The following is a 17,930-nucleotide window of genomic DNA, read 5'->3' on the forward strand; positions in this document are numbered from 1 at the left end:
TCATCAACCTCATCTTTCAATAATTTAATAGTGTACCTCTTCATAGTTTCTTTTAAAGGTACAAAATTAATACGTCATATCATAATTAACTTAACACTAGTGTTGGTGTTGGTCCCGCAGTCGGGGTTTGTTTTTTTTCTTTGGAAAACGCATCATTCGACCAGCCATCAAGCAGTCGCTTAAGGGAAATGAATCAATAATTGGCGGAAATACCGCCCAGATTCCTTCACCTGTGTCGGAAATCTGGGCGGCATTTTTTTGCCAATAAGGCCAGGGTTGAGAATTTGGCTTAGGTGGCCGATTCATAAAAAAACGCTGTACCCCTGCCAGAAGTTTTGATCGTTTTTCGCGGCCTCTTCGGCGATTGACTTTATCCGGATCCGGGCCAATCTGCATACAAGTGTAGCCGCTAAAGGCGAAAGGAGGGGGCGGTTTTTCCGGGTTTTACAGGTAATGGAGGGGTCAGAAGCCCTTGTTAGTTTCGCTCCGTCTCCGGGAAGCCTGGTTGGGTCGGCTTTTATTGGATCGGAATCCGCAGCAAAACGCCGAATTCATTGGGGAAGTGTACGCTGACCCGGGCATGGATCGCTCCCTGTTCGTCGTAAAACACTGCTTTCTGTTCCAGTGGGACGATCGCTTCGTGCCAGACGTTCGGATGAATGTACAGCCCCATTCCCCCTTCCACCTTGAAAGCAACAAAGTTTTCCGGGCGTACATCGTCTCCAGGCAGCGCCAATGCCGTAATAAAAGGCTTGCCATCCAGGGGAAAAAACAGTTGCCCCCCGTCCGGGTGATAGTTGGCATGCCAGAGCAATACTTCTTTTGGCTGCTCGAGGGACTGAGGGTCTGCTTTTTCCGGCGGTTTGCTCCAGCCAAACAGGTATTCGGAACCGACCGCATGGTTTTTTCCTTTGAAGCAATCTCCCTCCCAAAAAAACTCAAAATCGCCCGAGACCGTACCCGCTTCGTCTCCGGTGCCTTCGTCTACTTTTCTCCATCCGGAGGCCGGCCACCGGACAATTTCGATGGGGTAGTTGCGGTACGCATCTTTGCTAACCAGTTTACCAAATCCCTTTAGGGATTCTTCGGTGGCCTCTACAAGGGGGACATCCACCTGCCCGGTGCCGGGTGGGATTTGGGGATTTTTATAGTCTATTTTCATGGGATAAAGAAATTCGTTTGGTAAAGTGCCGTCTAGAACGCTAAAAATAGAAAAATTGCTTGTAAATAGGGTAAACACCTGATGGATTTATTCCGCATTCGACTTCGGGTGGCACCTGTCCAACACTTTTACCGGGCGTTACTGCTGCAGGGCATGGCATCCCTGTACCCTCAGCTACCATGGGGACGGTAGCGATGGGTTGAATGTTAACGTTTTGATTATTTTCTGGTAACCTGTTAGGAAGTTCCATTTGCTACCTTTCGCGGGTATATCGATCAATGATTTATTTGGCTCAAGCATGAACGTTATTCCCTGGGGCAAGTGCCGGCAATCCCTCCCACGCGTTTTTTTTACTGGCTACGTTTTTTTGTTAGTACTCCTCCCGGTAGTTTTGCTTGGACAGGAAAAGGGCTACTGGGAATTGTGGATCAATCGCCAACACACAGACATCCTGGATGTATTTTTCAAGAGCTTTACAAACCTGGGAGACGGTTTGGTGGCGGTGTTTCTAATCGGCGGCTTTTTATGGATTCGGTATGCCGATGCCCTTTTTCTGACAATTGGTTTTCTGCTTCATGCCTTTTTGGTTCATTTCTTTAAAAAGGTCTGCTTTCCGGGAACGCTGCGACCGATTGCCTACTTCGAAGGTGAGCCCTTGCACCGCATCGAGGGGATGCGCAATGCCCTCTACCATACCTTCCCCTCCGGACATACGGCCAGTATTTTTTTATTTGTTACCAGTTGGCTGTTGATTCGACCCGCCGGAAAGCAGTGGCAGGTCTTCTGGTTGGCGGTAGCGGTGCTTGTGGGCTTTAGTCGCGTGTATTTGCTACAGCATTTTATATGGGATGTGTATGCAGGTTCGCTACTTGGTATTTTCTCCGCGTATGCCGGGTATTTGTTCCTGCATTCCTTGCCTCAGCGGTCTTGGTGGGAGGGACGATTGGAGCTACAGATAGGCCGTCTACGGATTCCCGGAGAGATCAAGCTCCGAAAGTCAAACGCGTCAAAACCTTAAGGCCGGATTTCCAAAACCACGGTAACGGGCGGTTCAAACAGATCTTTCTGTGCATGTACCACGCGGTAGGGGATATTTAGCCGTTCAAACTCCGGGAGGTATTTTTCTCGGGTGAGTACAAAACCCGACTGCGGAACACTGCTCTGGTCTTCGATATTCTTCACTTCTTTTTGCAGGTAAAAAGAAAAGGCCGGATTGAATATCTGATAATAATACAGCTCGGCTTGGCGCAGGGTTTGTAAAGGAGCGTTCAGTACCGGATTGAAACGATCCAGTGCCGGGGCGGAAAAATAGAAAAAGGTAACCGCAACCAGGTAGAAGGAAATACCTACCGTTGCGATGATTTCCTCGTTTTTTCTACGAAACAGCAGGGCAGCGGCAAGTAGACCCGTGCAGATAATTCCGAGTACAAGCAGCGGGAATGCGGCGTCTGTAAAATGACGCAGTTCATCGATGGAACGGAACAGGATGTAAGGAAGGAGGGTAAGCAGGGACAGGGTAAGCAACGATACGAAGCCGAAAACCCGAACCGGAGTTTCGTTTTTGGTTCGTATAAACCGATTGATCAAGAATCCCACCAAAATGGCTATAAACGGGTAAGCCGGTACGGTGTAGTTCGGAAGTTTGGTAGCGGAAACGGAAAAGAAAAGCACGATGACCACCGCCGCGCAAGCCGAAAAAAGGAGCAGGTCATTTGCTGGTTTGAGCAGCGAACGGAGTTTTCGAAGACGAAAAACCAAAAGTGGGGAAAAGGGCAGCATTCCCACGAATACGTAGCCCCAGGTCAGCCAGGGACCACCACCATGCCCTTCCATGGGGGCCGAAAATCGGCTCAAATTGTGCGTTAGAAAAAACTCCGAAAGCCATTGGCCCTCGGATTGAATGCCGACGAGTACGTACCAGGGCAGTACGACGCAAAAGAAAAGCAGCACCCCGGGAACATACAGCAAGGCTGCGATCTGCCGCAGGGGTTTTTTTTGACCAATAAGGAGATACAGGCCCATGATTCCTGCAACCAGAACAATGGCCACCGGTCCTTTGCTCAGGACCGCCAGTCCCAAAGACAGGTAGGCCGCAAGGATTAACTTAGGTGACTTCTCGCTTTTTTTGATAGAGGTATAAAAGCAGGCCAAAGAACAGGTCAGAAAGAAAATTAAAAAAGCGTCCGGGACGGCCATGTGAAACTGTATGGCCCAATGGGGACTGCAGCACACGACAAAAGCAACCCAAAACGCCAGGCGCTTGTTGGTATGGTATCGGGTAAACCCATAGACCACCCAGATCAGACAAAAGCCAAGCAGTGCAGGAAAAAACCGGGCCGCAAAGGGATTGAAACCAAACCAGGAGTAAGCGAGGGCAAATGCATAATAATGCAAGGGTGGTTTAGCAAATCTGGGTTCCCGGTTAAAGGTGGGTAAGACCCATTCGTCCTGTTGCATCATCTCGATTGCTGCCGTGGCGTTTTTCGCTTCATCCAGCGCATAGATACTGAAGCCGCCGATATTGGCAAAATGAATTAGAAATGAGCCAAGCACCAGCCACCACAGCCATTTGGATTCGTTTTCTTTCATGATACGTTCGTTGAACGAATATAGCTAAAAAGGAAAATCAGAATCAGCTGGCTCGCGTTAAAAAATCATTAAGGTTGGCTGTACCAGTTCCGTTCCGCTTAATCGACACGAAGCGATTCCCCCAGGATGCTGACGCCTCAGCTGGTTTGCATTGCCAAGGTTCTGATAGATTTTCACTTTTGGCACAATTGGCACATTTTTTTCTGTAAATAGCCTATCGAATGAATACAACCAAAAAAAGAATTGTCATGATGAAACGATTAAATTATCTAGTAATACTTGGACTTTCCACGTTTGCCTATGCCTGCGGGTCTGGAAATAATACTTCAGAAGAAGCGACAAGTGTGGAGCAGGAAATGGTCACCGACGAGCCGGCAGCTCCGGAAATGGAAACCAAATCAGCCGTTGCGGTTTTGTCCGGGGCCAGTGGAAGCAATGTCACCGGCACAGCGACGTTTACTACGTTGGAAAGCGGAAAGGTTCGCCTGGTGATGGATGTGGCAAATCTGAGTGCCGGAGAGCATGCCTTGCACCTGCATGAAAACGGGGATTGCAGCGCAGCTGATGCAACCTCTGCAGGTGGACATTGGAACCCAACCGATGATCCGCACGGGGAACGAGGCGAAAGCGAACACCATAGCGGAGACATCGATAATATGGTCGTTGGAGAAGACGGGGTCGGTACCCTTGAGATGGAAGTAGAAGGATGGACCATCGGTGATGGTTCCCGTTCGGACATCGTCAATAAAGCCGTGATCATCCATGCGGATGCGGACGACTTCACCTCTCAGCCATCCGGCGCAGCCGGAGCGAGGGTTGCGTGCGGCGTTATCCAGGCAGGTAGCTAAGCAATACGGCTGTTTGCCCAGCTATGGTTGGGCTATACTACAACCAGCGGTCGCAAGGCCGTTTGGATCCCGGTGGAATGCCCGCCGGGATTTTTTTGTTCCGTTAAACGCGGTTTCGTTCGCCTTGCCGATCGCTTCCTAGTGTCCCACCGTTTGGGATTAGTTGGACGTTTGCTGGTCATTTTCGGAGCAAAAACGGATTCACTGGGCAGGCAAACAAAAAAAAGGTTGGGAAAAAATCCCCAACCTTCCAGCCAACCATCCGTCTTTTTACAGCGATCGCCGATTAATTTTGGATCCGGGTTTGATCCGGGTCCTTACTTTTTTTCCACGTTGCTTTGCAGGGCATAGGGTGCCAGCTGTTCCATGTGGTCGTTGTCCATTGATTGTTCAAAGTACGCAGTAGCCGAATGATCATCGATGAATACGTGATCTGCCCCTACGCATTCGATGAGGTTCCATTTATCCAGCACGTCCCGGATTGGTCCTTTGGTTCCGGTTATGCACACGTCAATGCCCCCGGCCCGCCAATCCATTATCCAATCGTGTAACGCATGTGCGCCGGTGCTGTCCATGCTGGTGACACTTTCCATATTGAAAATGATCATTTTCGTTGGCTGTTTTCGGTCCAGCAGCCATTGATTCATTTTATCCCGGATGTATTCCACATTAGCAAAGTAAATGGGGCCGTCGATTCGGACAATGAGCAAGTTTTCGTTGACTTCAAGATTGGAAAACCTCCGGATATTCCGGTAGATTTTTGTGCCGGGTACCCGGCCCAATCGAGCCATGTGGGGTCTGGAGGCCCGGTAAATCACCACCAGTAGGGAAAGTACCATGCCTGCGATGATGCCGGTCTCGATTCCCAGGGTAAGGGTGATCAAAAAGGTGGCGATCAGCATGGAGAAGTCCGTTTTATCTTTTTTCCAAAGGTTTAGCGGTTCGTTGAAGTCGATCAACCCCGCGACGGCCACCAAAACTACTGCAGCCAGAATGGCACTCGGCAGGTAGTAAAACAGGCCGGTAAAAAACAAAAGCGTCAAAAGAATCAATCCGGCACTTATGATGGAAGCCAGAGTGGTTTTGGCCCCCGCCTGGTTGTTGACCGCCGTTCGCGAGAATCCCCCCGTTACCGGGTAGCCCCGGAAAAATGCGGCGCCAAAATTGGCTATGCCTAGGGCCATGAGCTCCTGATTGGCATCCAGCCGGTAGTTTTTATGCTTGGCCTGAATGGTTTTGGCTACAGCAAAGCTTTCCGCAAAGCCAACCAGAGAAATCGTGAGTGCGATCGGCAGCAGCGTGGCCCAGCCGCTGATATCAAAAGAGGGAAGGGAGAAACCAGGTAATCCACTTGGGACATCTCCTACAATTTTAACGCCCTTTTCCGTCAAACCGAAACCCCATACCAGGACAATCCCTGCTACTACTGCCAGCAAGGGGGCTGGAAGAGAGGGATGAATCTTTTTACCAAATTTGATGATTAGAATCCCCATCAGTCCGATGCCAAAGGTAAGCCAGTGCAGGTCTCCGATGTTTTGATAGATCGCCACGATCATTTCCTGAATGTGTTCACTGTTCGGAAGATTGATCTTAAAGAGGTGTTTGATCTGGCTCAATCCGATGATGATGGCCGCTGCAGAGGTAAACCCGTTGATCACCGGGTGGGAGAGAAAGTTCACCACGAAGCCCAGGCGCAAGGCCCCCATCGAAAATTGGACCAACCCTACCAGAAAAGCCAGGGTCAGCGCGTATAACAGGTACTCTTCGGGAGAGGCGGGTCCCAAACTGCTGATACCTGCTGCAGTCAATAGGGAAACCATGGCCACGGGACCTACCGCCAGCTGCCGGGAACTTCCGAAGATGGCGTATAAAATGAGTGGGATGGTGACCGCATACAGGCCATGAATGGGTTCCAGGCCGGCCAACATGGCATAGGCCATTCCCTGGGGAATCAGCATGATCCCCACGGTAATACCGGCTGACAAATCTCCCTTCAAATACGTTTTGTCGTAGTGGGGCAGCCATTGTAGGAAGGGTAAGTATTTTTTGAAGTCCATTGGTGTCTGATTTTGAACGTTACTCGGATCTCAGGACCAGGATCGGTCTGACAAATCCTACGAACCACAAATTTGGCCGCTTTCATCGGTTAAAAAAGTGATTTTTATCACAGGGGAAAGCAGTAGTTAGCCCATCGTCAGGCGAATGTCTTTTTTCAGGAAGTGGCTGAGTGTATCCGAAAAGCGCCGGGCTTCCCATAGTTCCAGTGCGATGTTCTCTTCCGCAAATACTTTGATTTCGATGGCTGACCGGCCGGGAAGGCAGTAGACCGTCTGTACCCATTGATTTTTGGTTTTATCCAGGCCGATGGCGATGCGCAAAATACCCGCCAATAATCGAACTTGATTTCGTTGCGCCGGCGAGAGCCGCTTGAATTTTTTGTGCTTTTTCCGGGGTCCTTTTTTTCGATGGTAGCGCGCCAAATGCCCCAGTACCAACACCTCTTCATTGGTAAAACCCCGCAGTTGGCTGTGGTCAATGATGTAGTGCGAATGTTTGTGGTAATCCTGAAATTTCACGTAGAGGCCTACATCGTATATCAAGGCGGCGTGATACAGCAGGCTTCGCTCCGGATCTCCTGCCCCGTGAAGCGATTTGAGTTGATCAAACAATTGAAGGGCCAGGCCGGACACGTGTTTTTTGGCGTCCAGTTCGGTCTCGTAGCGATTGGCCAGCCAGATGCAACTCTTTTCCCGCAGGTTTTTCCCCTGGGTTTCGCTACCGATTTGCAGCTTGTGTTTTTCGATGTAATGCAGAATCATTCCGTCGCGTAAGGAAGCATCGGAGATCGTTATTCGATCGGCTCCGGCCAATTGCAGCAGTTCTACGAGCAGCAGGGCTCCCAGATGGATGGCATCGGATCGGTTGGGACTGATGCCCGGTATCTCGCCGCGGGCTTCGGGGCTCGCGCCAATCAATTTGTCACGGAGTCTGACAAGTTCTTCCAGGCGGATCTCTTCCGCATTTACGCGTTCCGGGTCGGGGTTTTCCGTTTTTTCCAGGCAGGCCTCTGCCAGAGAGCGGATGGTTCCGGCGGTGCCAATCACCCGGTCGAATCCGGTTTCGCGGACGGTTTCCATCAGCTTGGATGCGGCTTGTCGAATGTGCCCCTGCAGGTCCTGCTGTGCTTCTTCGGTCAGTGGTCCCGAATGCCCGACCTTGTCAAGGAGCCGAAGCACGCCGAGTTTCATGGAGTTACCGAAATAAACCCGGTGTTGGTCCCCCACAACGGCTTCTGTACTGCCACCCCCAATATCCAGCACCAGTACTTTTTCTTTTTTGATGGCGATGGCCTGCCTCACCGCCAGAAAAATCAAGCGTGCTTCTTCTTTTCCGGAAATCAATCGAGGCGAGATGCCGGCTTCCCGGATCAGTCGGTCTAAAAATTCCCGGCCGTTTTTGGCTTCCCGACTCGCGCTGGTGGCGCTGACAATGATATCATCGACGCCGTATTGATCGGCGAGTTGGACGTACTTTTTTACCGTTTCCACGCCGCGCTCCAGCGCTTCGGGGCTCAGTTCGTTGTTGGCAAATACGCCCAGGCCCAATTTAACCATGCTTTTTTCCTGCATGAGGATGTCAAACCGGTTTCCTTCCTGAACTTTCACAAGGATCATGTGAATGCTGTTGGTGCCGATATCGATTGCAGCCAGGTTCATCTCGTCAGGCTATTTCCAAAATTCCCGGTTCATCAGGGCGATGTGGGCGATCGAAATGCCCTGGGGGCACTCCACTTCGCAAGCCCCGGTATTGCTACAGGCCCCAAAACCAAGTGCATCCATCGTTTCTACCATGGTTTCGATACGCTTTTTGTGTTCCATTTTTCCCTGAGGCAGCTGGTACAAATGGCTGATTTTTGCGGCAGTAAATAATGCGGCGCTGCTGTTTTTGCAGGAGGCCACGCAGGCGCCACAGCCGATGCAGGAGGCCGCATCAAAAGCCTGTTCTACGGCCTCGCTGCTGATCCGCGTTTGGTTGGCTTCCGGTGCCTGTCCGGTGCTTACAGAAATGTATCCCCCGGAGCTAATGATTTTATCCAGGGCCTTCCGGTCGACGCTGAGGTCCTTTCTGATGGGAAACGCGGCCGCCCGAAAAGGTTCCACATAAATCGTCTCCCCTTCGCTGAAAGAACGCATGTGAAGTTGGCAGGTGCTGGTTTGGTCCAGTGGCCCGTGTGCCCGCCCGTTAATAAAGAGGCTGCATTGACCGCATATGCCCTCCCGGCAATCGTGATCGAAGGAAATGGGCGATTCTCCCCGAAGCACCAGTGACTCGTTCAGTTGATCCAGCATTTCCAGAAAGGAGGTGTCCGGAGAAATGTCCTTCACCTCGTAATCCACCATTTTTCCTTTTTCACGGGAATTGGCTTGTCTCCAGATTTTTAGTTTGAATTCCATTACTTGTAGCTTCTTTCGGTAGGTTCGGTGTACGCAAATTTCAGCGGTTCTTTGATAAGCACCGGAGTTTTTTCCCCCCGGTTCCAGCAAGAAATAAAGGCGTAGTCCCGATCGTTTCTTTTTGCCTCCCCATCGCTTGTCTGGTATTCTTCCCTGAAATGAGCACCGCAGGACTCTTCCCGGCTCAGGGCATCCACACACATCAATTCCCCGATTTCCAGGTAGTCGGCTACCCGGCCGGCTTTTTCCAGTTCCTCGTTGATACCGTTTACTGTTTGCGGAATCTTTAACTCCTGGTAAAATGCTTCCCGAAGCACACGGATGGCCTCTATCGCCGCGATCAGCCCTTTTTCGTTTCTGGACAGGCCACATTTGTCGTAGAGAATTTTACCCAGCTCCCGGTGAAAATGATCCACGGTCTTGCTTCCGTTTATCTGAATTAGCTCGGTAAGTTTGGTCCTGACTTCCTTTTCACATTGCTCAAATGCCTGCGATTGGGTGTCTGTCTGCGTGCCTTTTCCGAGGAGGGCCAGGTAATGCGGCAGGGTTTGGGGAAGGATGTAGTAGCCGTCCACACAGGCCTGGAGCAGGGAATTGGCTCCCAGCCGGTTGGCTCCGTGGTCCGAGAAATTGGCTTCTCCAATGACAAACAGGCCCGAGATATTGGAGCTGAGCTCGTAGTCCACCCACAAGCCTCCCATGGAAAAATGAGCGGCCGGGGAGATCATCATGGGCTGTTGGTAGGCGTTGATGCCGGTGATCTTTTCGTACATGGAAAAGAGGTTGCCGTATTTCTTTGCAATGGCTGCTTTTCCCTGGCTGGCGATGGCGTCCTTGAAATCCAGGTAGACGGCATTCTTCAAGGGTCCCACGCCGTGTCCGGCATCGATCCGCTCCTTGGCGGCCCGGGAGGCAATGTCCCTGGGGGCAAGGTTGCCGTAGGAGGGGTACTTCCGTTCCAGGTAGTAGTCGCGTTCCTCTTCCGGAATGGCGCCGGGAGGGCGGGTATCATTTTTTGTCAATGGTGTCCAGATTCTGCCGTCGTTTCGCAGCGATTCCGACATGAGGGTGAGTTTGGACTGGTGGCTTCCGGACTGAGGCAGGCAGGTAGGGTGTATCTGTGTCCAACTGGGGCAGGAAGCCCAGGCTCCCCGCTTGTGCGCCCGCCAAATAGCGGATCCATTGCATCCCATCGCGAGGGTCGACAAGTAATAAATCTTCCCAAACCCTCCCGAGGCCAGCACCACCGCATGGGCCCCGTGCCGGCTGATTTCGCCGGTATCCAGGTTGCGCACCACAATGCCCTTCGCCACGCCGTTTTCGGTGACCAGATCCAGCATCTCGTGCCGGGTATATGCAGTGACCCTTCCCAGGTGCACCTGCCGCATGAGTGCCTGGTAAGCACCCAGGAGCAACTGCTGTCCGGTTTGTCCCCGGGCATAGAAGGTGCGACTCACCTGCACCCCCCCAAAGGAGCGGTTGTTGAGGTACCCGCTGTACTCCCTGGCAAAGGGAACGCCCTGCGCAACCGCCTGATCGATAAGGGAAGCCGAGCATTCGGCCAACCGGTAGACATTGGCCTCCCTGGCTCGAAAATCGCCCCCTTTGAGGGTGTCGTAAAACATACGGAAAACGCTGTCCCCGTCGTTTTTGTAATTTTTCATGGCATTTACCCCTCCCTGTGCAGCCACCGAATGGGCTCGCCTGGGCGAGTCTTGAAAACAAAACGTGGTCACCCTGTACCCTTGCTCGGCCAGTGAAGCAGCGGCAGAAGCACCCGAAAGACCCGTTCCCACGACGACGATGTGGTAGTTTTTCCGGTTATTGGGGCCGATTAGCCGGGCCTTGTCTTTGAAATGGGACCATTTTTCGGTCAAATCACCTTCAGGTACCTTGGCAAAAGGTGTGGTGGCTGTGTCGGTGGTGTAATACATGAAACGCGTTTTTGCTGTTGCAATCGCTTAATAGTAAGAAATTATTCCCAATGTTCCCAATGAATGACTCAGGTAATTGGCCTCTTTTTTGACCAAATGTAACCCTTGTCACCAACCCGTCAAATCGCCTGACTTATCTTTAACCATCAAAACAGCAAGAACCGGTTTTTGGTTAATTTGAGTAAAACCTATTTGGTTTTTATTGGGTTTAGTTATCTGGAAAGAGGAGACTTGTGTGGGTCTCCTCTTTTTACGCTAGGGATTTCCTTCCCAGACCGAACGGTTCGGTGTTTTGGGCGAAGCATTTGGGAAAACCCCACGCAAATTGGAAAAATAGACATGGAAAAATACGGTAAAATCATCATCGATGCCTATTACGGGTACTTCAATTACCTGGTGGATGAAATCATGTATCCCTCCTGGACCAATTATTTTTGGTGGCTGGTGGGGCTCTCGCTAGCGGTTTGGTTGCTGGAACTGCTGTTTCCCTGGCGAAAAGACCAACCGGCACTGCGGAAGGATTTCTGGTTGGATGGATTTTACATGTTTTTTAACTTTTTTCTATTCTCCCTGATCGCCTACAATGCCATCTCCAATGTAGCCGTTGAGGCCTTTAACGATTTTCTGGGCCTGTTTGGTATTACCAACCTGGTAGCCCTGGAGGTGAGCTCCTGGCCAAGATGGGCACAGTTTGCCTTGCTGTTTGTGGTGGCCGATTTTATTCAGTGGAACGTCCATCGCCTGCTGCACCGCGTGCCGGCGCTATGGGAGTTTCATAAGGTACACCATTCCGTCGAGCAAATGGGATTTGCGGCGCACCTGCGGTTTCACTGGATGGAGACCATTTTGTACAAGAGCGCCCAATACATTCCCCTGGCTATGATTGGGTTCGGATTGACGGATTTCTTTTTGGTCCATATTTTTGCTACCGCCATTGGTCATTTGAATCACGCCAATCTGCGAATAACCTACGGACCGCTAAAATACCTGCTGAACAATCCCATTATGCATATTTGGCACCATGCCAAAACGCTGCCAAAGGGATCCTATGGCGTGAATTACGGACTCACCCTAAGTATTTGGGATTACCTCTTCGGGACCGCCTACATTCCTCACGAGGGCAGGGACATACCCCTGGGCTTCGATGGGGTGGAAAAATTCCCAAAGACCTTTTGGGAACAGGTAACCTACCCCTTGCGGAAAAAAAGCACCTGATACCTGCGCTGAGTGAAACGTGTGCCTTTCCATGAAAAGGCGGGTTGACTGCAGTCGTTTCCTTTCTTTCTTCTGGCCGCCTACCTACGATCCCCGGCAGATCTGCACAGCAGGATTCATTCGGATCGAAGAAACCGCTTTCAGTAGCTCCCTTGTACCTTGCTGGATTTGGCGATCCCGGGAAACGCAGGCCACCCGGGGCATGGCGTATTTCCCCCGACCATCGCCCAGACCGTCTGCGGGTGTGAAAAAAGAGACAATCCGCATGATCCCGCCGATGCCTCCCGGAAGACTGCTGCCACCGGATCCCCTTGACACCGGCAGGCGATGGGGTGCCGATTCGCCCGGTGCAAGCGTTTTTTTGGTAGAATACGGCCTGTTTCCCACGGCAGGCGCCCGGCCCGATGGTTCGGGGCGGTCAGGAATCAGCGACCCTTATTGCCCCTGCTTTGCCAGCGCATTGGGCAGGTGTTCCTGTTGGTAATGGCTTCTCAGTGCATCGCCTTGCCCAAAATCGTTTTGCAGGTCACGGACCACGGTGTGCACGTGGTTGGCATTGTTTTGAACGTTGTCGTATTCGATCAGCAGGTCTGCTCCCTGTATGCGGTAGTAATGCGGTTCTCCAACAGCATTGGTTTCGCTGCCAGCCCAGGCAAAGGTAAGGTCTTCCCAACCCAGTTTGTGTATCCGTTCGAGCAGGATGTCCCGATAGGTAGCCGTGTATCGCGAAAGGTAGGTCATCAGCAGGGATTGCAGCAGGTGCTGCTGATTTTCATTCAGTGAGCCATAGGCAATCCCTTTTGGGTCCAATAGAGCCGCCTCCCGGTCGTTGGATGTGATGATATCCACCGGGGCTTTTTCCGAGAATTTTGCCTGTTTTCGTTGGGTTTCGTCCAGGGCATGCAGCAGGGCAAATCCCTGATCGGTTTCTTCGGCCAGGACCTGTTGGTTCATAAAAGGCCCGGAGAGGACGAGGGCAGGGTTCGAGCCCATAAAAGAAGGGGTGGCCGACACAATGGTTTGGTTTCGCGAGGAAAAATTCAGTGATAGGTGATGGCCTTCGAGCCGCCAACCCCATTCGTTTTCACCACCGGGCGTTCCAAAAATGCTAAAATAATAGTTTAAGGGATCCCGGTACCTGTCGTTTGCCGGTCGGTTTTCCACGTCCCGCAACACGTTTTCCAATTCGAAAATGGCCTCCGTGCGTTTCACGCCCGGTTCACCCAAAGAGGCACGCATCAGGTCGAGGGCGGCGGCTTTTTGCTGCGCCGTCATGTGGTGAAACGTAAGCCCGTTTCGTTGGCGAGGTACAAAATGCCAGTCGAAGCGCTCACGGTGGTCAAAGGGAAAGCAGGCCTGTCTTTTGGCATCGGCATCCAGACTTTCGATAAAGGCATTGGCCGCCGGAGCCAGGTCCTGCGCAAAACTGATGCCCAGCTGCAGCAGGCAGGCAAAGAGGAAGCAGCAGGTCATTCGTATACGATTCATGGGAGGAGGGTTTGGTTACATGGGTGGGAAAAGCGCTTGCTTATTCAGTTGTTGTTGTTCCAGTAGACAACCAGGTTTTGGGTGGACCTTCCGGAGGCGATGATGTCGGGTTTGCCATCGCCGTTCAGATCGGCTATTTTCAGGTCTTCGCAGGCCATGCCGTTTTTGTCGATCCAATGTGCTTGCCAGGAGTTGTCCGGGAGTTGTTGGTAGAGTTGGATGCCGATCTCGCCTGCCTCGTTTGGTTCTCTCCAGCCAATGACGATTTGATCGCTTCCCTGGCCCAGTACATCGGCAGCGGCCAGTCCATGCCCTTGATTCATGGCCTCGGTGAGGACCTGTCGGTCCAGGTTTTCGTTGGTAAAGCCGGCGGCTGTGGGAAGGTAAACCGATAAAGTAGGGCCATGAAAAGGCTCCACGCCTGTCAGGAATTGCCTGCCGGCCTTATTCTTTCCCCCCCTGATTTCTCCGAATCCCTGCCCGCTTACCAGCCAGTCCCCGTTGGGATGTGCTTTCCAGGTGCCGTTTGCGTAGTGAAAGGCCTTCACGCCCTCTTTGCCTCCGATGTACAAGGATTCCGTTGCATTGCCTTCCGGGACGATTTCCAGGTTGTGGGTAAGGTGCATGGATTGGTCGATGACCCAATGCCTCCAGTCCCGACCCGCTGCATCCTGCATTTCGTAGCCGATTACCTTTACTCCTGCTCCCGTGCCTCCGGAATTTCCCCGGCCGTGCAACGGCAGCATGACCAAATGAAATAGCGTGTCGTTTGCTTGTATCCAGCGCATGCGGTGGACGGTGGGCTCATGGTGCAGGCGTACCGGCTCCCATTTTTGGGTAGGATCGTCGGGGCGTATCAGGTAATGCACCGAACCGGACTGCGTATCGTCGGAGGTTTCGCCGGGATTCCATTGGGCGCCTACGGCCACTTCTACCTTCCCGTCCCCGTTAATGTCTCTGGCCGCGATGCATACGTTGTCGTAGGGGGTGAGGTTTTCCACCATCACAAATCGTTTCCAGTCCCCGTTTCGGTACCAGACAAATTCCGTCTTATCAGCCAGCAGAATATCGGGTTTTCCGTCTCCGTCCACATCGCCGATTCCGAGTCCATAGCCGATTTTAACCCGCTCGTCCAGTACCTGTCGGTCGAAGGAAGGGGAGGGGTTGGGCGTGGAGCCCAACAAGGCGGGTAGCAGCAAAAAAGACAGCCAGTGTATCATGGTATTTGGTTTGGGTTGATGTACTCAATAAATTTAACCAAAAAAAACGATACCGGGCAACTATTCTACCAAGATAGCGCTAGATTACAGGCTGTCCGGATGTCAGGAAGAGCCGGATGGCTTCCGGAATGGCTACCTTTCCGCCGAGAATTTCGAAGACCTGAGGGCTGCTGAGGGAATCGTCCAGCATGTGCACCAAAACGGCTGCCAGGTCTTCCCGGGAAATTTCCCCCTTTTCGTTAAAGATCGAAGAAACCTTAATTTTTCCCGTGTACGGCCCGTCGGTAAGTCTTCCCGGACGAACGATGGCATGGGGAAGGCTGCTGGCCTTCAGGTGCTCGTCGGCTTCTTTTTTGGCGAGCAAGTAGTGTTGCATGGATTCGTCGGCCTTTTCCGCATTTTCCACTCCTCTGGAGCTCAACATCACGAATTTTTTCACCGATTGCTCCAGGGCCAGGTTTGTGCTTTTGATGGCGCCGATTTTATCGACAAGGGTGGTTTTATCCTTTCCCGTTTTGGCGCCCGAACCTGCTGCAAAGATCACTTTATCGATGCCATCGAATGCCTGGCTGAAGTCCTTTTCCAAATCTCCCAGCACCGTTTTGACTCCCCATTCCTCGAAATAGGACTGTTGATCCCGATTCCGAATCATGGCCACCGGATTGTAGGCACTATGTGCCGCCATGCGTTTTACCAGCAAGCGTCCGGTTTTTCCATTGGCTCCAATTACTAGTACGTTTTCCATAAGTATACTTTTTTTCATCCATCCAGTCCAACAATTGTTCCGAAGTCTTCCGGGGGAATGCTTTTGGGGTTACCGATGAGCCCAATATTCCAAATCAAATGCCATCGGTGCAAAGTTTACCTTCGGTCGTTTCCTGCTAAGCGAAATATAGAATACCACTTTGCAACCACCAGATAAAAAAATGTCTATCGGTATCCCTTAACCAGGAATAGCGATTATTTCGTATGGCCAGAGACCTTGCGCCACTATTTCAACCTTGTTTCTACTGAATAGCCACCTAATCAAAAATAACTAACTACGTAGGCAAACTGTAACTCCACGGATACTAGCTCAGGAAAATAAGTGGTATTCGATGGTTTGATGGCGATCGATTACTGGTAACTCCGCCTCTTTCCATTTGCCAAGAAGGAGGGATAGAGGGGGGTAGTTGCAACCTACACCCAGATGGGACCTATTTTCTCGGAATTTTCAGTTTTTTAATTAACAGCAAGGATCATTTTATTTACATAAGTTGGATAATTTCCCAGGAATCGAGGTCAGAGAACAATCATGAGTTATTTTTACTAGTGATAAATACTAGTAGTACTAGTGATAAATACTAGGCTTATCGCCATTTTTCCTGGTTGTACGGTATCGCTTAAAAGCTTTTTTCGGCTTGGCGATCGTCCTTAAACTAGCAGACGAGGTCTGAATGTAGAGGGTACGGCGTCCAATGCATGCGGCCTACCAGTGACAGCGTGCAAGACAAAGAAAGTGGCTTTGTCAGCCGATAATTCGGGTCTTCGTTGCACGTCCGCCCGGTGTGGATCTGGATCAAGTAGAGAATAAAAATTACATGGTTTATCATTATAACAACGCTTAAGCAGTCATTATGCAAAAATTATACCGTATCGAATCAGTAGAGAAACTTCATGATTTTTTTCAGATTGGTGGCCCTAAAAATCCGTTAATTTCAATCATTTCGAACATGGAAATAGCTGGTTTTAGTGCTGCTGAAGATGCTTTTTCCTGTGACCTTTATGTAATTGCCTTAAAAGAAAATTTAAAAGGTTCCTGCGTTTATGGCCGTTCTGTATACGATTTTGATGATGGAACGATGATTTTTACGGCGCCCGGGCAAATTGTATCCGGTCCCATGCAAATAGAGGATGACTTACGGGGCTTTACCCTGTGCTTTCATCCCGATCTGATCCGAGCTTCTCATTTGTCCAGCACAATTGATACCTACGATTTTTTTTCGTACAAGGTCAACGAAGCCTTGCATTTAAGTGAGGGGGAAAAGGGGAAGATAAAAGGATTTGTGGCGAATATCAAAGAAGAAATTGAGCGGGCTTCTGATGATTTGGCTCTTGAACTGGCCGTCGGAAACTTAGAATTGATTTTGAACTATTCCAGAAGATTTCAGGCGCGCCAATTTTCTACAAGGGCTGCGCAGTATTCCTGTATTTTGCGTGATTTTGAGACGTATTTAACGGATTATTTTCAAACTGATCAACAGTTGGTCTATGGTATTCCTACGTTAGAGATGTGTGGGAAAGCAATGAACATGTCGGGTAAGTACCTGAGCAGTTTACTGAAATTTGAGACTGGAAAAGGCCTGGTTGATCACATACACGACTTTGTTGTAGAGAGGGCGAAGAATCATTTGGTAAACTCCGACCAATCGGTTGGGGAAGTGGCGTACCTTCTCGGTTTTAACTATCATCAACACTTTAGCTACTTGTTCAAAAGGAAGACAGGCACCAGCCCAAAGGAATTTAGAATGCAGTACGCTCACGCCAGCTAGTGAAGAAAAAAGAGGTAGCAAAGGTCCTGGTTGCTGTTACTTTTTGATAAACCAATCCCAGGTCGAGCATGTAACGAAGTTCGGAGATTGTCTGCGTTGGTAAAGTCCATTTCTATGTCCGGGTCTTCGTGCCGGCCCCAATAGGGGGTGGACGGACCGAAGGTGTGGTCCACATGTTTTCTTCCACTTATTCGGGTATTAACTCCAGAACACGCAGGCTTTTTTTTGGTCCATTCGGTCCTTTTCTGAAACGACAGCAAAACGGATGACTGTTTCAAAAAAATACAAGGGGGCGATGGCTCAACGATGGCAGGCTGAAAGGATTCACTGCCACTATCCACTCCCTGTAAGGGAGAGAAAATCGGTAAAATCCGTTCGAAGTACGCTATTTTTTTTGTTTATAATCAAGATAAATAAGTTTAATGTACAGAAAGCGTATCGGTCAAATTTATTAAAAGTTCTGCTATTTTTATAAATAGATCAAATTAC

The 17,930-nt window shown here is 50.6% G+C and carries 14 protein-coding genes; 4 read left to right on the plus strand and 10 right to left on the minus strand.

Going from position 1 to position 17,930, the window contains the following annotated elements; genetic code table 11:
* Nucleotides 1–517: 517 nt before the first annotated feature.
* A complete protein-coding gene (locus GCU44_RS21640) occupies nt 518–1,162 on the minus strand; it encodes an ureidoglycolate lyase (protein ID WP_154859487.1) in 645 nt (214 codons plus the stop codon).
* 298 nt (nt 1,163–1,460) lie between these two features.
* Between GCU44_RS21640 and GCU44_RS21645 the strand changes: the two genes are divergently transcribed.
* A complete protein-coding gene (locus GCU44_RS21645; protein ID WP_154859488.1) occupies nt 1,461–2,180 on the plus strand; it encodes a phosphatase PAP2 family protein in 720 nt (239 codons plus the stop codon).
* Here GCU44_RS21645 and GCU44_RS21650 read toward each other — a convergent pair.
* Complete coding sequence (locus tag GCU44_RS21650; protein WP_154859489.1) at nt 2,177–3,751, minus strand: ArnT family glycosyltransferase; 1,575 nt, start codon at nt 3,749–3,751, stop codon at nt 2,177–2,179. The genes GCU44_RS21645 and GCU44_RS21650 overlap by 4 nt on opposite strands.
* Before the next feature lie 248 nt (nt 3,752–3,999).
* Here GCU44_RS21650 and GCU44_RS21655 point away from each other — a divergent pair, with 248 nt between their 5' ends.
* A complete protein-coding gene (locus tag GCU44_RS21655; protein WP_241685063.1) occupies nt 4,000–4,599 on the plus strand; it encodes a superoxide dismutase family protein in 600 nt (199 codons plus the stop codon).
* Between the two features lie 317 nt (nt 4,600–4,916).
* On the opposite strand, the gene GCU44_RS21660 is transcribed toward GCU44_RS21655, so the two are convergent.
* The 4 genes from GCU44_RS21660 to GCU44_RS21675 form a co-directional block, all read right to left on the minus strand.
* Nucleotides 4,917–6,656 carry a SulP family inorganic anion transporter gene (locus GCU44_RS21660; protein ID WP_154859491.1) on the minus strand — a complete coding sequence of 580 codons (1,740 nt, stop codon included), beginning with the start codon at nt 6,654–6,656 and terminating at the stop codon, nt 4,917–4,919.
* Nucleotides 6,657–6,782: 126 nt separating this feature from the next.
* Nucleotides 6,783–8,315 (minus strand): Ppx/GppA phosphatase family protein, encoded by a 1,533-nt coding sequence (locus GCU44_RS21665; protein ID WP_154859492.1) that lies wholly within the window; start codon nt 8,313–8,315, stop codon nt 6,783–6,785.
* Between the two features lie 9 nt (nt 8,316–8,324).
* On the minus strand, nt 8,325–9,053 hold the full coding sequence (locus tag GCU44_RS21670; protein WP_154859493.1) for a succinate dehydrogenase/fumarate reductase iron-sulfur subunit: 729 nt from the start codon (nt 9,051–9,053) through the stop codon (nt 8,325–8,327).
* Nucleotides 9,053–10,987, minus strand: coding sequence for a fumarate reductase/succinate dehydrogenase flavoprotein subunit (locus GCU44_RS21675; protein ID WP_154859494.1), 1,935 nt, complete (start codon nt 10,985–10,987; stop codon nt 9,053–9,055). Before GCU44_RS21675 ends, GCU44_RS21670 begins: the two co-directional genes overlap by 1 nt.
* 339 nt (nt 10,988–11,326) lie before the next feature.
* On the opposite strand from GCU44_RS21675, the gene GCU44_RS21680 reads away from it, so the two are divergent.
* A complete protein-coding gene (locus GCU44_RS21680; protein WP_154859501.1) occupies nt 11,327–12,202 on the plus strand; it encodes a sterol desaturase family protein in 876 nt (291 codons plus the stop codon).
* A gap of 84 nt (nt 12,203–12,286) precedes the next feature.
* On the opposite strand, the gene GCU44_RS21685 is transcribed toward GCU44_RS21680, so the two are convergent.
* The 4 genes from GCU44_RS21685 to GCU44_RS21700 form a co-directional block, all read right to left on the minus strand.
* Nucleotides 12,287–12,520, minus strand: a complete 234-nt coding sequence (locus GCU44_RS21685; protein WP_206670868.1) for a hypothetical protein — start codon at nt 12,518–12,520, stop codon at nt 12,287–12,289.
* Between the two features lie 117 nt (nt 12,521–12,637).
* The gene (locus GCU44_RS21690; RefSeq protein ID WP_241685064.1) at nt 12,638–13,690 is read right to left on the minus strand and encodes a DUF3500 domain-containing protein; all 1,053 of its coding nucleotides are present in this window, start codon (nt 13,688–13,690) and stop codon (nt 12,638–12,640) included.
* A 44-nt stretch (nt 13,691–13,734) separates the two neighbouring features.
* On the minus strand, nt 13,735–14,910 hold the full coding sequence (locus GCU44_RS21695; RefSeq protein ID WP_174238285.1) for an FG-GAP repeat domain-containing protein: 1,176 nt from the start codon (nt 14,908–14,910) through the stop codon (nt 13,735–13,737).
* 79 nt (nt 14,911–14,989) lie between these two features.
* On the minus strand, nt 14,990–15,655 hold the full coding sequence (locus tag GCU44_RS21700; protein WP_154859496.1) for an SDR family oxidoreductase: 666 nt from the start codon (nt 15,653–15,655) through the stop codon (nt 14,990–14,992).
* Between the two features lie 871 nt (nt 15,656–16,526).
* Between GCU44_RS21700 and GCU44_RS21705 the strand changes: the two genes are divergently transcribed.
* Nucleotides 16,527–17,441 (plus strand): helix-turn-helix domain-containing protein, encoded by a 915-nt coding sequence (locus tag GCU44_RS21705; RefSeq protein ID WP_154859497.1) that lies wholly within the window; start codon nt 16,527–16,529, stop codon nt 17,439–17,441.
* The last annotated feature ends 489 nt before the right edge of the window (nt 17,442–17,930 follow it).

This window comes from Cyclobacterium xiamenense (assembly GCF_009467825.1).
Lineage (GTDB): Bacteria > Bacteroidota > Bacteroidia > Cytophagales > Cyclobacteriaceae > Cyclobacterium > Cyclobacterium xiamenense.

What these genes read in the sequence shown, in the direction of transcription:
- GCU44_RS21640 (WP_154859487.1), bottom strand. Translation starts at nt 1,162, where the DNA reads ATGAAAATAGACTATAAAAATCCCCAAATCCCACCCGGCACCGGGCAG.
- GCU44_RS21645 (WP_154859488.1), top strand. Translation starts at nt 1,461, where the DNA reads ATGAACGTTATTCCCTGGGGCAAGTGCCGGCAATCCCTCCCACGCGTT.
- GCU44_RS21650 (WP_154859489.1), bottom strand. Translation starts at nt 3,751, where the DNA reads ATGAAAGAAAACGAATCCAAATGGCTGTGGTGGCTGGTGCTTGGCTCA.
- GCU44_RS21655 (WP_241685063.1), top strand. Translation starts at nt 4,000, where the DNA reads ATGATGAAACGATTAAATTATCTAGTAATACTTGGACTTTCCACGTTT.
- GCU44_RS21660 (WP_154859491.1), bottom strand. Translation starts at nt 6,656, where the DNA reads ATGGACTTCAAAAAATACTTACCCTTCCTACAATGGCTGCCCCACTAC.
- GCU44_RS21665 (WP_154859492.1), bottom strand. Translation starts at nt 8,315, where the DNA reads ATGAACCTGGCTGCAATCGATATCGGCACCAACAGCATTCACATGATC.
- GCU44_RS21670 (WP_154859493.1), bottom strand. Translation starts at nt 9,053, where the DNA reads ATGGAATTCAAACTAAAAATCTGGAGACAAGCCAATTCCCGTGAAAAA.
- GCU44_RS21675 (WP_154859494.1), bottom strand. Translation starts at nt 10,987, where the DNA reads ATGTATTACACCACCGACACAGCCACCACACCTTTTGCCAAGGTACCT.
- GCU44_RS21680 (WP_154859501.1), top strand. Translation starts at nt 11,327, where the DNA reads ATGGAAAAATACGGTAAAATCATCATCGATGCCTATTACGGGTACTTC.
- GCU44_RS21690 (WP_241685064.1), bottom strand. Translation starts at nt 13,690, where the DNA reads ATGAATCGTATACGAATGACCTGCTGCTTCCTCTTTGCCTGCCTGCTG.
- GCU44_RS21695 (WP_174238285.1), bottom strand. Translation starts at nt 14,910, where the DNA reads ATGATACACTGGCTGTCTTTTTTGCTGCTACCCGCCTTGTTGGGCTCC.
- GCU44_RS21700 (WP_154859496.1), bottom strand. Translation starts at nt 15,655, where the DNA reads ATGGAAAACGTACTAGTAATTGGAGCCAATGGAAAAACCGGACGCTTG.
- GCU44_RS21705 (WP_154859497.1), top strand. Translation starts at nt 16,527, where the DNA reads ATGCAAAAATTATACCGTATCGAATCAGTAGAGAAACTTCATGATTTT.